Genomic DNA, 14,941 nt, shown 5'->3' with positions numbered 1-14,941 from the left:
GATGCTTTCGCGCCACGCCTGGTGTGCGGCCGGTCATCTATCGTCTACCCGAAGTCACACCGTCCGCACACCCTGCTACACCCGGCCCCCGCGAGCCTCCGGCCGGGGCGAAGACCGGCGGCATGTGCCGCCGGTCTTCCGCCGAGGGCGGCAGGTCAGCCTCGGGTCCACTTCTGGTTGGAGGCGCCGCTGCAGTCCCAGAGCTGCAGTCGTGCGCCGTTGGCCGTGTTCCGGTCGACGATGTCCACGCAGCGGTTGGCGGTCGTGTTGACCAGGTCGCCGGCCGAGGTGAGCGTGAAGCGCTGGGCGCCGGTGCCGTTGCAGGTGTAGAGCTGGACGGCCGTGCCGTTCGCGGTGCCGGCCGCCGCGGCGTCCATGCACTTGCCCATCGCGCGGACCGTGCCGTCGCCGTTGATGGTCCACTGCTGGGCGGCGGTGTTGTTGCAGTCGTACATCTGCAGTGGCGCGGCGTCGACGGGGTTCGCGCCCGGGATGTCGATGCAGCGGCCGTTCAGGCTGGACTTCAGCGCGCTGCCGGTGCCGGGGTCGTTGCTCCAGGCCGAGACGCGGACGTAGTCGACCAGCATGGTCTGCGGGAACGAGGTGCTGCCGTCGGGGTTGCCCGGCCAGTAGCCGCCGACGGCCACGTTCAGGATCATGAAGAACGGGTGGTCGAAGACCCACTGATTGCCGCGGATGTCGGCGGGCGTGACGCGGAAGTACTCGGAGCCGTCCAGGTACCAGACGATGAGGTTGGGGGACCAGTCGACCCGGTAGCTGTGGAAGGCGTCCCCGAGCGGCGTACCGATCGTGCGGTTGCCGCCGACGCCGCCCGAACCGGAGTAGCCGGGGCCGTGGACGGTGCCGTAGACGGTGTTCGGCGTCTTGCCGATGTTCTCCATGATGTCGATCTCGCCGGTGTTCGGCCAGTTGCCGCCGCCGAGCATCCAGAACGCCGGCCAGATGCCCTGACCTTTGGGGATCTTGATGCTCGCCTCGAAGCGGCCGTACGCCTGGCTGAACTTGTCCGCGGTCAGGATGCGGCCGGAGGTGTACTGGCAGGTGCCGTAGTGGCACTGGTAGTTGGCCGGGTTCTCCTTGCGGGCGGTGATGGCGAGATGACCCTGCCCGTCCTGGTACACGTTGCGCGTCGAGTTGGTGTAGTACTCCAGCTCGTTGTTGCCCCAGCCGCTGCCGCCGGTGTCGAATTTCCACTTCGAGCCGTCGACGGGCGCCCCTGCGGCGCCGTTGAACTCGTCGGACCAGGTGACGGGGCCGATGGAGGCTTCGGCCCGATCGTTGCGCGTGGCGGCGAACAGGCCGCCGGTCAGGGTGACGACCAGGGTCGCCGCCATGAGGAGGAGCCGGGGTTTGCGCATGGGGATCTCCGGTCTGTGGTCGTGCCGGGCAGGGATTCCGTCGCCGTGGGATGGCGCACGCCGACGTGCCCAGCGCTGCCGGGAGTATGTTCACTCCTTGAATTAAGAGGCAACACCTGCTTCACAGAGACTGTCAATAGGAAAGTTTCCTGTTGCAACGGCGGCCGTACCCTCAGCGCGCGGGCGTGTGATGCTGGACCTGGAGGCGCGGAGGTGTTCACGGCGAGGTCGGCCGTCGTTCAACCAGGGATACCGCCTGTCATTGCCTGACCGAAACGCGGAGGTACTGGGATTTCACCGTTTGTCAGTGCATTCCTGGAGGACCGTAATGCGTAAATTGTTGGCCGTCGCGGCCATCGGGGTGGTGGCGGTACTCGGCTCGGCGGGCGCCGCCGACGCCGGCAGTGCGTCGAGGACGGACCACGGCCAGGCGGCATCGAACCGCTCCTACGAGATCGCCCTCATCGGCGACATGCCGTACGGGGACACCGGACGGATCCAGTTCCCCCGGGTGATCGACGAGATCAACGCCGACCACCGCATCGCGTTCACCGTGTTCGACGGCGACATCAAGAACGGCGGCGAGCGCTGCGACCAGTGGCAGCACGACCTGGCCGCGAAGAACTTCGCCGCGTTCCGCCGGCCCCTCGTCTACGTCCCGGGTGACAACGAGTGGACCGACTGCGACCGGGCGAGCAACGGCGGTTACGACCCGAACGAGCGTCTCGCCCTCGTCCGCCGGACGTTCGCCGCGACGCCCCACTCCCTCGGGCAGCGGACCCTCCCGCTGCAGCGCCAGTCCGCCGCCTACCCCGAGAACGTCCGGTGGCAGTACGGCGCGGTGACCTACGTCGGCCTGAACGTCCCGGGCAGCGACAACAACGCTCCGCAGTTCGACTCGAGCGGCAAGCAGGTCGACGGTGACCAGGCCGAATACGACGGGCGCAACGCGGCCAACCTGGACTGGCTGGACAAGGGCTTCGCCGCCGCGAGGGCCGCCGGCTCCAAGGCCGTCGTCGTCACCCTCCAGGCCGACATGTGGACCGCGCCGACGGCTCACTTCGCGGACACGAAGAAGAAGCTGGCCCAGCTGGCCATCGGCTTCCCGGGGCAGGTCCTGCTGGTGAACGGCGACAGCCACTTCTTCAAGCTCGACAAGCCTCTCACCGACGCGAACAACCAGGTGATCCAGAACGTCACCCGCGTCCAGACCTTCGGCAGCGACCAGAACCACTGGGTGAGCGCCGAGATCGACCCCGGCGACCCGGACGTCTTCACCTTCCACCAGCACATCGTGGCCGCCAACCAGCCCACCTACGTCAGCCCCTGACCGGTTCCCCAGGGGTGGTCGAGCCCGGACCCGTCACCACGGCATGGGCCCGAAACGGTCGATGAACCGGCCCGTCCCGGCGTCGGCGTCCTCGGTCGCGAGCGTCACGATCGCGTCGGTGCCCTCCGTCACGGTCTGGGTGCCGCTGTGCCCGTTGAGGTCGGTGGCGGTGTAGCCGGGGTCGGCGGCGTTGACCCGGATGCCGGGCAGCGCCTTGGCGTACTGCATCGTCAGCATGGTCACCGCGGACTTCGAGCTCGTGTACAGCGGCCCGATGACCTTCGACTCGACGCGGTCCGGGTCATGGGTCAGGGTGAACGAGCCCGTACCGCTGCTCACGTTGACGATCGCCGGGCGCTCCGACCGCCGGAGAAGGGGCAGGAAGGCGTTCGTCACGCGGATGATGCCCACGACGTTCGTCTGGAAGACCTCGATGGCGTCGTCCCCGGTCAGCTCCTCGGCCGGTGCGCGACGGCCGATGATCCCGGCGTTGTTGATCAGTACGTCGACGCGGCCCTCGTGGGCGGCGACGTCGGCCGCGGCGGCGGCGACGGACGCGTCGTCCGCGACATCGATCCGCACGAAGCGCGCGCCGAGCTCGTCGGCCGCCGCCTGCCCGCGCCCGGCGTCACGCGCGCCGATGACGACGGTGTGGCCGAGGCCGATGAGGCGGCGGGCGGTCTCGAATCCGAGACCCTTGTTGGCCCCGGTGATGAAGGTGATGGTCATGGATCGAGTATCGGCGCGCCGGGTGCGGGCAACCAGGGAGAGCTCGCCGGTAGGAAACGCAGTACCACCCTGGCGGCGCGCCGTAGGAGCACAATGGCCGTATGACCACGGACGAGACGAGCCTGGGCGCCACGATCCGCGCGTGGCGCGACCGGCTCTCCCCAGCGGCGGCCGGCCTGCCCGTCGCGCGCGTACGCCGTGCGGCCGGACTGCGCCGCGAGGAGCTCGCCGACCTCGCGGGCGTCTCGGTGGACTACGTCGTACGCCTCGAGCAGGGTCGGGCGAGCAGACCGTCGGCGCAGGTCACCGCCGCGCTGGCGCGGGCACTGCAGCTCGACCGCGCCGAGCGCGACCACCTCTACCGGCTCGCCGGACTGCAGCCGCCCCACGACGGCGTGATCAGTGATCACATCCCGCCCGGGATGCAGCGGGTGCTCAGCCGGCTCGGCGACACACCGGTCGCCGTGTTCGCCGCCGACTGGCGGCTTCTGTGGTGGAACCGCGGCTGGGCCGCGCTCCTCGGGAACCCCTCCGTGCTCGCGCCGGAGGAGCGCAGCCTGGCGTGCTCGCGTTTCCCGGTGCCGTCCGACAGCAGGTGCCTCGCCGCGTGGCCCGTCATCTCCGAGAACGCCGAGGCGACCGACCGTGCCATCGTCGCCGACCTGCGCCGCGCGTCCGCCCGCTACCCCGAGGACGCGCGCCTGAGCACGCTGATCCGCCGGAGACTGGACGGCAACCCGCGTTTCGCCCAGCTGTGGCATGCCGGGGTCGTCGGCGGCCACGTGGAGGATCGCAAGACCATCCGGCATCCGACGGTCGGCGACATCACCGTCGACTGCGACGTGCTCAGCGACTCGGACACCGACCTGAAGATCGTCATCTACACCGCCGTCCCCGGCAGCGAGGACGAGACCAAGCTCGACCTGGCCAGGGTCGCCGGCGCGACGGCCCCGGTGTCCACGCCGTGAGCCACTGTCGCTTCTGTACAAGACGTGCGGGTCGCTCCCGTTCTAACCTCCTGGTCATCGGTACCGAGCCGGGTACCGACCTGGAACACGACGGGGAAACCGAGGAACAGAGCGATGGGTAAGATCGTTTCCAACTTCTTCATCTCGCTGGACGGCGTGGTCGAGTCGCCGGACAAGTGGCACTTCCCGTACTGGAGCGACGAGATGGGCGCCGCGGTCGAGGCGGGCATGAAGAGCGCGGTGGCGATGCTGATGGGCCGCAAGCTGTACGAGGAGTGGGCCTCGTACTGGCCGACGGCGGACAGCGACCAGGACGCCGCCATGTCGCTGAACAACGTCCGCAAGTACGTCCTGTCGAACACCTTGGAGAAGGCCGACTGGAACAACACCACCGTCATCTCCGGTGACGTCGTGGCCCAGGTGCGCGAGCTGAAGGAGCGGACCGACGGCGACATCCAGATGTCCGGCTCGGCGACGACCGTCCGGTGGCTGCTCGCCAACGGGTTGCTCGACGAGCTGAAACTGCTCGTCCACCCGATCGTCGTCGGCCACGGCCGTCGGCTGTTCGAGGACACCCCGACCCACTCGCTGAAGCTGGTCGCCTCCGAGACGTTCCAGACCGGCGTGCTCAACCTGACCTACGTCCCGGACGCCGGCTGATCACGGTATCCGGAAACGGAAGCCCTGCCCCTCCCTGGTCATTTTATGTGGACCTGCGACGTTGTTCTGGTCCATCTTTAATGCCATCGCTTGGCGGTAGCCGTTCGCCGCGAAATAATCGCCCGCATAGTCCACCTTTCCGGGGTGAATGAGTGGATGTAGTGATATCGGGGCGTCGACGGAATACTGGCCGAAGAGTGAGTGAGGGGACCAGCTCATGACCGTGATCAGCGCGCAAAAGGACGACCAGGCACTGACGATCACGTTCGTCGCCGAGTTCGATGCCGGCGTCGAGCGCGTCTGGCAGGTGTGGGAGGACGCTCGCCGGCTGGAGCGGTGGTGGGGGCCGCCCATGTGGCCGGCCACCTTCACCGAGCACGATTTCACGGTCGGCGGTCGCTCCCGCTACTACATGACCGGTCCGGACGGGCAGGTGACGCGCGGCTGGTGGACGATGACCGCGATCGAGGCACCGGACCGGCTGGAGTTCGACGACGGCTTCGACGGCGAAGAGGGCGACCCACTGGTGGCCCTCGATCCGGCCCACATGGCCGTCACGATCGAGGCGCTCGAGGCCGGCGCCCGCATGACGCTGGTCACGTCGTACACCAACTCCGAGCAGTTCGAGCAGCTGGTGGCCATGGGCGTGACGGAAGGCATGAGCATGGCCCTGGGGCAGATCGACGGCATCCTCGCCGATTGCTGACCCCACGCTTCAACGGGCCGGTCGATGCCGAGGGATCGGGCGGGTTTCAGCGACTCTTCCGTCGTGCGCGGCGCCACCGGCCCGAGTCGAAGCGCCGGCTCACCAGGACGACCAGCCACACCTGGACGGCGAACAGCACCAGCGCGATCGGCACCGATATCCCGAGAGCCTGTTCCTCCGAAAACCCGCCGCAGTCCGTTATGTTGCCCCCCTCGTATACGAGGACGCATTGGCGTGACAGGACCGTCATGACGATGAACCAGTCGGCGACCAAAAGCGGGACCACACCCAGGAAAACGGCCAGGGCGATGTAATGCGACTTGTCGCTCCCCGTCTTCACCGGACCAGGTTCGACACGTCTGCCCATGAAGGATTCCCGCCTCACCCGAACAGCTGAGCACGGGCAAATGATCACGGCAACTGTGCCGCCCGGCGCCCAGTAGGACGCGAAAACCGCCGGTCAGGCGCGTGGGGCGGTCGGGGTGGAGAGGCCTACGCCGTACAGGCGGGCGTCCACCTCGTCGAGGGCCAGGCGCAGGGCGCCCAGGGCGACGCTCTCGGCGCCGAGGGTGGAGGCGCGGATCTCGGGGACGCGCAGGCAGGTGCGGCGCAGTTCGCGGGCCAGGTCGTCGAGGATGAGGTCGGCGGAGCGGGAGAAGCCGCCACCGAGGATGACGACCTGCGGGTCGAGGGTGAGGACCAGGGCGGCGGTGCCGACGGCGAGATCGCGGGTGTAGCGGCGGACGGCGGTCCTGGCGGCCTTGTCGCCGGAGCGGGCGGCGGTGAACACCCAGGCGGCCGCGTCGTCGGTGTCGGTGCCCGCGGGCAGGCTGGCGCAGTTCTCCAGGTGGGAGGGCGCGGTGAGCCACCGGACCGCGCGCAGCGCGCCGATCTCGCCGGCGGCGCCGCCGTAGCCGCGGCGCAGCGTGCCGTCGATGATCAGCCCGGCGCCGGTGCGCATGCCCGCCAGCAGGTACACGATGTCGTCGGCGTCGCGGGCCGCTCCCTGCCAGCGCTCGGCGAGAGCGGCCAGCTTGCAGTCGTTCTCCACCTGGATCGGGCAGGAGAAGCGCGTGGACAGGTGCTCGGCCGGGTTCACATCGGCCCACCCGGGCAGCGGCGTGAACAGGGTGGTGCGGCCGCTGGAGTCGACCGGCCCCGTCACCCCGACGGTGATCGCCCAGATCTCGTCCGGGCGCAGGCCGGCCGCGGCCAGGCACTCGTCGACGGCCGCGTCGACGACGGCGAGCCGCGCCGCCGGGTCGGCGCCCGGGTCGACCGGCAGCCGGGTGGTCCACGCGACGGTGCCGTCCAGGTCGGCGAGCATGGCCAGCACCTTGTGCGCGCCGACGTCGACGCCCACCACGTGCCCGGTGCCGGCGTTGAACCGGTAGCGGCGGGCGGGGCGCCCGACGACGCTGCTGCCGTCGGGCTCCACGACGGTGAGCCAGCCGTCGGCGACCAGGCCCTGCACGATGACGTCCGTACCGGGCCGGGACAGCCCGGTGCGGGTGGCCAGCTCCGTGACGGTGGACGGCGGGTTGCCCCGCAGTGCCCGGACGATGCTGAGGGCGTTGAGCTCCCGCATCCGGGTCACGTCCGTCCCGGTCGTGACCAGCGCCCCGGTCGTGACCTGCTCCGTCAACGTCGCCCCCTTGATCCCCTGAATAATGCTGTGCTCTTTACAAAAGAGTAGTGCGAAGTCAGGAGATCGGATACAACTGCCCACCGGGTGCGACGGCCGGGCCGAAGTCCACCTCGCGGCCGTCGACGGCGAACGCGTACCGGCCCTTCCGCACCACGGTGGGCCGGGACGACAGGTACGCCGTCATCTCCGCCAGCTCCTCCGCGCGCAGCCACCCCGGCGGGTCGGACACCGCCCGGAAGCCGCACACCGTGGCCAGGTCCCGCAGCCAGCCGAGCTGCTGGTCGGTCAGCAGGTTGAGGCGGCTGCGGAAGTAGACGACGTCCGGGTCGACCTCGGCCAGCGGCGCCTGCCACAGCCGGTGCAGCGTGTTGACCACGGCGTTGCGCGCCATCGCGTCGGACGGGTCGTCGCTGGCGTAGTTCTGCCACATCGGCGCCACGTCCGGCCCGCTGCGCAGCCCGTCGAGCAGGCCGAGCGAGGGCAGCAGGATCGCGCCGCTGCCCAGCAGGTACACCTCCTCACCGGCCGTCCGCCGGATCAGCTCCAGCGCCTGCCGGTAGGCCTGCTCGCGCCCGGCCCCGCCCTGCCGTACCCCGGGGGCGGCGCCCGCGTTGATGAAGTCGAGCTTGAGGTAGCCGAAGCCCCACTCGTGCACGACCCGCCGGATGAGCCGCTCAACGTGGTCGAGCGCGTCGGCCCGGGACAGGTCCAGCGCCCAGTACCCGGTCCCCCAGTTGTGGCCGGCGACCACGGGGTCGCCCCGTTCGTCCCGCAGCAGCAGCTCGGGCCGCTCACGGGCGGTGCGCGAGCCCGGCAGCACGATGAACGGCGCCAGCCACAGCCCCGGCCTCAGCCCGGCATCGGTGATCCGGTCGGCGAGCGCGCGCATCCCGGACGGGAACTTGGCGTTCGGCTCCCAGTCGCCGACCATCTCCTCCCAGCCGTCGTCGACCTGCACCACGTCGAAGGGCAGCCCCTTCAACGCGACGATGTCCTTGGCCAGCTCCACCTCGGTGATGCCCTCGTAGTAGGCGTACCAGCTGCACCAGACGTTCCCGGCGCGCCGGTCGCGGCTGCCGAGGCGGGCGGCGAGCGCGCGGGTGTAGGCGCCGAAGACCTCCTCCTCCGCACCGTAGGCGAGGAACCACGGCGCGCCGTCGTCCTCGTACCAGCCGGCGAGCGTGTCGCGGTCGGCGGCCAGGCGGGGAGTGCCGATGCCGAGGGCGCCGAGCAGCAGGACCCGCCCGTCGTCGCCCTGCAGAGCGGCGACGGCCGAGGAGTGGTGGCGGGACGGGTCGTCCCACACGGGGTCGTCCGCGGTGACCCGGCGGCGCGGGTCGGCGATGCGCAGCGGCGGCTCGGACAGCCGCCGCCAGCCGCACGGGCTCCACGAGTTCTGCCCGTGCCGGTAGAACAGCGCGTCGCCGAGGCCGTGCAACACGGCCACCCGGCCGGGCGGCAGCACGACCCCGCCCTCGATCTTCCGGGGTGGCTCCGAGCCGGTCACCTCGAGGGCGACGGTACGGCCTGCCAGCTCGACGAGCAGCGGCATGATGGTCCTTTCTCCGTACGGCGGGGGTCAGGTGAACAGCGCGTTGACCTGGTCGTTGGCCTTCTTCAGGCCCTCGGCGCTGCCGATCTGGCCGAGGATGATCGCCTGGATGGCGTCCTGCACGATCTGGCCCACCTCGTTGCCGTGGTCGGTGATGGGCAGCAGGAACGTGCCGCCCGGCGTCTTGGCCGGGTCGAGGTAGGCGTGCACGTCACGCCCCTTGGCCTGGTGGGCGGCCGCGGCCTTGTCGCTCGCCGTCCGGATCGCGGGGAAGACGACGGCGTTGCCCGCCACGAGGTTCTGGCAGTCGGCCGAGGCGAGGAACTTCACCCACTTCCAGGCCTCTTCCTTGTGGGGCGTACCGGTGAAGATGGCGTCGGACAGGCCGTTGATGGCGGTCTTGCGCACGCCGGCCGGGCCGACGGGCACCGGGGCGAGGGCGAATTTCTGCTTGGCGTCCGGGCCCAGGTAGGTGGTGATGGTCCACGACCCGGCGAAGGTCATCGCGCCCTTGCCGGCGTTGAGCACGGCGTCGTTGCCCAGGGTGGACTGCTTGTCGAACTTCGGTGCGTACCCCTTGTCGATGAGCTGCTTGTACCAGTCGATGGTCTGGGCGAGTTTGGGATCGTCGTACCTGTAGTGCGTTCCCCACGGGTTCTTGTCCAGGTACGTCCATCCGTTGGCCACGGCCAGGTCGCCCCAGCCGTTCTGGCCCTGGGACCCGTCGGCCCACTGCGGCAGGAAGCCGTACACCTTGACGTGGTTCTTGTCGAACGCCGGGTCGAGGCCGTTGTGCCCCTTCTCGTCGACCGTGAGCTTGGCGATGACCTGCTGGAGTGTGCCGCCGTCGGTGGGGTTCCAGGTGAGGTTCGCCATCTCGTCCGCTTTGACCCCCTGGTCGTCGAGCATCGTGCTGTTGTAGACGAGCGCCTCGGTGTCCCAGTCCTTCGGCAGGCCGAACCGCTTGCCGTCCTTCACCCACAGGTCGGCCAGGCCCTCCTGGTACTGGGTCAGGTCCACCTTGTCGCGGGTCACGTACGGCTGGATGTCGAGGATCTGCCCGCTGCCGACGAACTGCGGGTAGTAGGAGCCGTGGTCGGTCCACACGTCCGGGGCCTGGCCGGCGGCGAGCTGGGTGGTGAGGTTCTGCCAGTACTGGCCCCACGCCGTCTGCGTGATCTTGACGGTGATGTTCGGGTTGGCCGTGTGAAAGGCATCGGCGCAGGCCTGGTACGACGCCTGCTGGTTGTCGTCCCAGAGCCAGTAGTCGATAGTGACGTTGCCGCCGGCCGCGTCGCCCCGCGACTCGCCGCCGCCGGACCCGCAGGCGGCGAGCGTGCCGGCCAGCGCCAGCGCCAGCAGCGCCGTGCCTGCCCGCTTGGTGGTGTTCATAGGTCGATGCCTCTCTTACGGGGGGTCATTTGATTCCGGAGAAGTTGAGCGACTGGACCAGTCGCCGGCCGAGGAAGACCAGCAGGAGCAGAACCGGCAGGACCGAGAGGGTCGACCCGGCCATGAGGCCGGTCCAGTCCGGGCGGGTGTTGGGCGACTGCTGCAGGAAGACGCCGAGCGCGACGGTGAGGACGCGGGCCTGCTCCTCGTGCCCGACGAGCAGCGGCCACAGGTAGTCCTTCCACGCCCACACGGTCGTGGTGAGCCCGATGGTGATCAGCGGTCCGCGGCTCATCGGCAGCACGATGCGCCAGAACACGCCCCACGGGCCGTTGCCGTCCAGCCGGGCCGCCTCCTCCACGTCCCGCGGGATGGACAGGAAGAACTGCCGCAGGAAGAAGACCGCGAACGGCGTCATCAGGATCGTCGGAGCCACGATCCCGGCGAGCGTGTTGATCAGGTCGAGGTTCTTCACCAGCACGAAGTTGGGCAGCAGCGTGAAGATCGGCGGCACCATGAGCGCGGCGATCATGACACCGAAGACGAGCTCGCGCCCGGGGAAGCGCAGCCGGGCGAAGGCGTACCCGGCCATCGCGCAGAAGAAGGTCTGCAGCGTCGCGATCAGGCCGCTGTAGACGATGGAGTTGAGCAGGTAGCGGGCGAAGTCGATCTGCGCTCCCGACCCGCCCGCCGCGCGGGCCTCCTCCTGGCTGGTGAACCCGAGGATGCGCAGGAAGTTCACCACCGTCGGGTGCCGCGGGAACAGGGCGCCGCTGTCGGCGTAGAGGTCGGCCGCCGGGGTGAGCGCCGTGCGGACCATCCAGTAGAAGGGGAACAGGGTGAGCAGGAGGGCCACGGCCAGGACGGCCCAGGCCGGCAGACGGCCGATGTTCGCGATGCGCCGCAACGTGTTCTCCTCAGGCCAGGTCCGAGCGGGACGCCCGCAGCAGCCGCATCTGTACGACCGTGAGCACACCGAGGACGAGCGCGAGCACGAGTGCCGCCGCCGAGGCGTAGCCCATGTGGAAGTACTGGAAGGCCTGCTGGTAGATGAAGTAGTAGATGACCCTGATCGCGCTGCCGGCGCCGCTGCCCTTGGACGCCACCGCGACCGTGTCGAAGATCTGGAACGAGCCGATCAGCGACACCACCAGCACCAGCGCGAGGACGGGCCGCAGCATCGGCAGCGTGACCGAGCGGAACATGCGCAGTTCCCCGGCGCCGTCGATGGCGGCGCTCTCGTACAGGTTCGGCGGGATCTGCAGCATGCCGGCGTACAGCAGGAGCGCGGTGTAGCCGGTGTACGCCCAGGTGTTGACCATCGCGATCGTCGGCATGGCCCAGTCGGGTGAGACGAAGAAGCCGACCGTGCCGAGGCCGAGCGCCCCGAGCAGGTGGTTGACGAAGCCGAGGTCGGCGTCGAGCAGCCAGATCCAGATCAGGCCGACGGTGACGTTCGGCACCAGCCATGGCAGCAGCAGCATCGCGCGGAGCATCACCGACCGGGTGAGGCGGTGCATGAGCGCGGCCAGGAGCAGTGCGAGCAGCATCTGCGAGCCGATGTTGACCACGACGTAGTAGACGGTGACCGCGAGCGAGTGCCAGAACTGCGTGTCGCGCACGAGCTGGGCGTAGTTGTCCCCGCCGACGAAGGCGGGGGGACTGAGCAGGTTGTAGTCGGTCAGGGAGTACCAGAATCCGCGGACGGCCGGGTAGCCGTAGAAGATCACGAAACCGGTGAGCGCGGGGATCAGGAAGATCCACGCCGATCGGCGATCGTCACGCGGCCGGGTCCGTCTTCGCGGGGGTGCGCCGGCATCGCTCGGCACGGCGACCTGCGACCGGTCCTCGGTCCGCATCGTTCTCATCATCGTCCTCGGCGATCGGTGAAATTGGCCTCTTGTCACGAGGTGACTCCCGAATAATGATGTGAGCCATCGGAAGTTTGTCAACAGCGCCTCATATCTTGGCGAGCGTACGGCAGCGTCTCCGAACCCTTCCGTCCCACGTCAGCCCCCATGTGGCGGGTCTTTTCAGGCCCGTCGCAGGCTCCTGCCGCCTACGTATCTCGGAGGTTCCTCAGTCATGCCTGCCCCTGTCCTGCCATCGCGGCGGCTTCACCGGGCCGTCGTCGCGGCCCTCGCCGCCCTCGCGATGGCCCTGTTCCCGGCCGCCCGGGCGTGGGCGATCGCACCGGTCCCGGGCGGGGCTCCGCCCCGGCCCCCCGCCCCCGCGTCGCCCGACCCGTCACTCCAGGCGCATCCGCTGGCGTCCGCGCCCGGGCCGCTGGACAACCCGCTCAAGGGATTCGCCCGCTTCTACTGGCCCGGGAGCGACGAGAACACCGGCTACCCGCACTCCCTCGCGTGGAGCTATTTCGGCCTGTCAGAGGTGATGACCGACCCGGCCGACTGCTCGAAGTACAACTGGTCGATCCTCGACGACGCCCTGAGCGAGATCGCCTCGTACGGCAACCAGGCGGCCGTGCGGTTCTACCTGGAGTACCCCGGCGGCTCCGGCAGCCACCCCGGCAACGCCATCCCGCACTGCTTCGACGGGCACGTCACCTACCGGACCAACACCTACTGGGGCACCACCAGCCCGGACTACGACAGCCCGTACCTGCTCGGCGCGCTGAAGGACTTCATCGCGGCGTTCGGCGCCCGGTACGACGGCGACCCGCGCATCGGGTTCGTCCACCTGGGCCTGATCGGGCTGTGGGGCGAGTGGCACACCTGGCCGTTCGACACCGACACCAGCGGCGACACCTACCCGAACTACATGCCGACCGACGCGCACGCCGCGCAGATCGTCCAGGCGTACGACAACGCGTTCAACACGACCAAGCTGGAGATCCGGTACCCCGACTCGGCGGCCGGCGCGGCGACGAACCGGGACATCGGGTACCACGACGACTCCTTCTGCTACCGGGAAGGCTCACCGCCGGCCGGCGTCACGCTGCCGCAGTCACTCGGCGGGGCCGGCTACGCCCAGCTCCAGCGGGCCCTCGGCCAGGGTGCCGAGAACAAGTGGATCACCAACTCCATGGGCGGGGAGGTCCGGCCCGAGATCCAGTCGTCGGCGTTCGCGTCCTGGCCCGGAGGCTCCGGGCAGGTCGACAACATGAAGGCCTGCATCGAACTGGAGCACACCACCTGGAAGATCAACGAAACGAGCCAGAGCTACGCGCCGGGCGACCCCAACGTCGCGGCCGCCGTCCGGCTCATGGGGTACGACCTCACCGTCGACAACGCGTACTTCACGAACACCGCGAGCGGGACCACGAACGTGGGCGTACGGATCCGCAACAACGGCGTGGCGCCGTTCTACTACCCGTGGAGGGTCACCCTCGGCCTGAAGAACAGTGCCGGGACCGTGGTCAAGACCTTCGACACTCCTTGGGACCTCCGCACGGTCATGCCACTGAAGATCCGCGCGTTCCCCGACTGGGGCGTGGGGGCAGACCCGACATATCTGGACTACGGCTACCCGCAGTACTTCCAGACCGGCGTGAACCTCTCCGGCGTGCCCAACGGCGGCTACCAATGGGTCCTCCGGGTGAAGAACCCGCTGGAGACCGTTTCCGCGAACGCCAAGAAGCTCCGCTTCGCCAACGCCACCCAAGGCGCCGACGGCTGGCTCGGCCTCGGCCCGGTCACCGTCGGCATCGGCGGCGGCGGGGACACCACGGCACCCACCACGCCCACCGGCCTGGCCTCTCCCTCACACACCGCGAACTCGGTCACCCTGTCCTGGACGGCGTCCACGGACAACGTCGGCGTGGCGGGATACCGGATCTACCGCGGCACCACCCAGATCGGGACATCGGCGACGACATCCTTCACCGACACCGGACTGGACCCCGCGACCTCCTACACCTACACCGTCAAGGCGTACGACGCCGCCGGCAACACCTCCGCCGCGTCGGCACCCGTCACCGTCGACACCCAGCCGTCGTCGACCGTGGGCCTGGTCCTGGACGACTTCGACGGCGACCCGGCGTACCCGTCCGCCGCACGCAACGACCTCGGCAAATGGACCGGCGGCAACTGCTTCCTCAACGGCGGCGGCTCCGGCGTCGAGTCCGGCGGGGCGCTCAGCCTGCGGTACGACAACTGCGGCTGGTTCGGCAGCGACGTGAACACCGACCTGTCCGCGTACACCTATCTCGTCATCCGGATCAAGGGCGCGGCAGGGGGTGAGCAAACCCACTTCAACGTCAGCCTCGGCGGTGTGACCAAGGTCTTCGGCGACCTCACCCTCGAGGGCGGCGGCCATCCGGCCATCACAACCGCCTACCAGGACATCAAGGTCCCGATGTCCGCCAACGGGGTCAACCGCGCGTCCCCCGGACAACTCGCGATGGGCTTCTGGTACGGCGGCAACGGCACCGTCACCATCGACTCCATCTCGTTCCAGTGACGCACCGGCGAGGCCGGGATCAGGCACCCCGACCAGATCCCAGAAATGACCGTGGACCCGGGTCAGGGAGACCCTCCCTGCCCCGGGCCCCCGCCCGTCAAACGAATGGCAGGATTCGATCCCACGCCACCGCTCAGGAATCCCCACCGACGACA

At 69.3% G+C, this 14,941-nt stretch carries 13 protein-coding genes; 5 read left to right on the top strand and 8 right to left on the bottom strand.

Features of this window, described 5'->3' with window-relative positions; all coding sequences use genetic code 11:
- Positions 1–155 precede the first annotated feature (155 nt).
- Positions 156–1,379 (bottom strand): glycoside hydrolase family 16 protein, encoded by a 1,224-nt coding sequence (locus KIK05_RS28205; RefSeq protein ID WP_214413886.1) that lies wholly within the window; start codon positions 1,377–1,379, stop codon positions 156–158.
- 328 nt (positions 1,380–1,707) lie between these two features.
- Here KIK05_RS28205 and KIK05_RS28200 point away from each other — a divergent pair, with 328 nt between their 5' ends.
- Positions 1,708–2,709, top strand: coding sequence for a metallophosphoesterase (locus KIK05_RS28200; RefSeq protein WP_214413885.1), 1,002 nt, complete (start codon positions 1,708–1,710; stop codon positions 2,707–2,709).
- Positions 2,710–2,742: 33 nt separating this feature from the next.
- On the opposite strand, the gene KIK05_RS28195 is transcribed toward KIK05_RS28200, so the two are convergent.
- The gene (locus KIK05_RS28195) at positions 2,743–3,438 is read right to left on the bottom strand and encodes an SDR family NAD(P)-dependent oxidoreductase (RefSeq protein ID WP_214413884.1); all 696 of its coding nucleotides are present in this window, start codon (positions 3,436–3,438) and stop codon (positions 2,743–2,745) included.
- Between the two features lie 101 nt (positions 3,439–3,539).
- On the opposite strand from KIK05_RS28195, the gene KIK05_RS28190 reads away from it, so the two are divergent.
- The 3 genes from KIK05_RS28190 (at position 3,540) to KIK05_RS28180 (ending at position 5,772) form a co-directional block, all read left to right on the top strand.
- A complete protein-coding gene (locus tag KIK05_RS28190; protein WP_214413883.1) occupies positions 3,540–4,406 on the top strand; it encodes a helix-turn-helix transcriptional regulator in 867 nt (288 codons plus the stop codon).
- A 114-nt stretch (positions 4,407–4,520) separates the two neighbouring features.
- Complete coding sequence (locus tag KIK05_RS28185) at positions 4,521–5,066, top strand: dihydrofolate reductase family protein (RefSeq protein ID WP_214413882.1); 546 nt, start codon at positions 4,521–4,523, stop codon at positions 5,064–5,066.
- Between the two features lie 217 nt (positions 5,067–5,283).
- The gene (locus tag KIK05_RS28180; RefSeq protein ID WP_214413881.1) at positions 5,284–5,772 is read left to right on the top strand and encodes an SRPBCC family protein; all 489 of its coding nucleotides are present in this window, start codon (positions 5,284–5,286) and stop codon (positions 5,770–5,772) included.
- A gap of 46 nt (positions 5,773–5,818) precedes the next feature.
- On the opposite strand, the gene KIK05_RS28175 is transcribed toward KIK05_RS28180, so the two are convergent.
- The 6 genes from KIK05_RS28175 to KIK05_RS28150 all read right to left on the bottom strand — a co-directional run bounded on the left by KIK05_RS28175 (position 5,819) and on the right by KIK05_RS28150 (position 12,223).
- Positions 5,819–6,112, bottom strand: coding sequence for a hypothetical protein (locus tag KIK05_RS28175; RefSeq protein WP_214413880.1), 294 nt, complete (start codon positions 6,110–6,112; stop codon positions 5,819–5,821).
- A gap of 120 nt (positions 6,113–6,232) precedes the next feature.
- Positions 6,233–7,417: an ROK family transcriptional regulator gene (locus KIK05_RS28170; RefSeq protein ID WP_214413879.1), complete on the bottom strand. Its 1,185-nt coding sequence runs from the start codon at positions 7,415–7,417 to the stop codon at positions 6,233–6,235.
- 58 nt (positions 7,418–7,475) lie between these two features.
- Positions 7,476–8,972 carry a glycoside hydrolase family 36 protein gene (locus tag KIK05_RS28165; RefSeq protein ID WP_214413878.1) on the bottom strand — a complete coding sequence of 499 codons (1,497 nt, stop codon included), beginning with the start codon at positions 8,970–8,972 and terminating at the stop codon, positions 7,476–7,478.
- A 27-nt stretch (positions 8,973–8,999) separates the two neighbouring features.
- The gene (locus KIK05_RS28160; RefSeq protein ID WP_214413877.1) at positions 9,000–10,364 is read right to left on the bottom strand and encodes an ABC transporter substrate-binding protein; all 1,365 of its coding nucleotides are present in this window, start codon (positions 10,362–10,364) and stop codon (positions 9,000–9,002) included.
- A gap of 25 nt (positions 10,365–10,389) precedes the next feature.
- The gene (locus KIK05_RS28155) at positions 10,390–11,271 is read right to left on the bottom strand and encodes a carbohydrate ABC transporter permease (protein ID WP_214413876.1); all 882 of its coding nucleotides are present in this window, start codon (positions 11,269–11,271) and stop codon (positions 10,390–10,392) included.
- Between the two features lie 10 nt (positions 11,272–11,281).
- A complete protein-coding gene (locus KIK05_RS28150; protein ID WP_214413875.1) occupies positions 11,282–12,223 on the bottom strand; it encodes a carbohydrate ABC transporter permease in 942 nt (313 codons plus the stop codon).
- Positions 12,224–12,449: 226 nt separating this feature from the next.
- Here KIK05_RS28150 and KIK05_RS47265 point away from each other — a divergent pair, with 226 nt between their 5' ends.
- Positions 12,450–14,786, top strand: coding sequence for a fibronectin type III domain-containing protein (locus KIK05_RS47265; RefSeq protein ID WP_250563578.1), 2,337 nt, complete (start codon positions 12,450–12,452; stop codon positions 14,784–14,786).
- The last annotated feature ends 155 nt before the right edge of the window (positions 14,787–14,941 follow it).

The organism is Sphaerisporangium fuscum, from assembly GCF_018531465.1.
GTDB lineage: Bacteria > Actinomycetota > Actinomycetes > Streptosporangiales > Streptosporangiaceae > Sphaerisporangium > Sphaerisporangium fuscum.
Note: the sequence above shows the minus strand (reverse complement) of the source record. Positions and strands in the feature narration are given on the sequence as shown.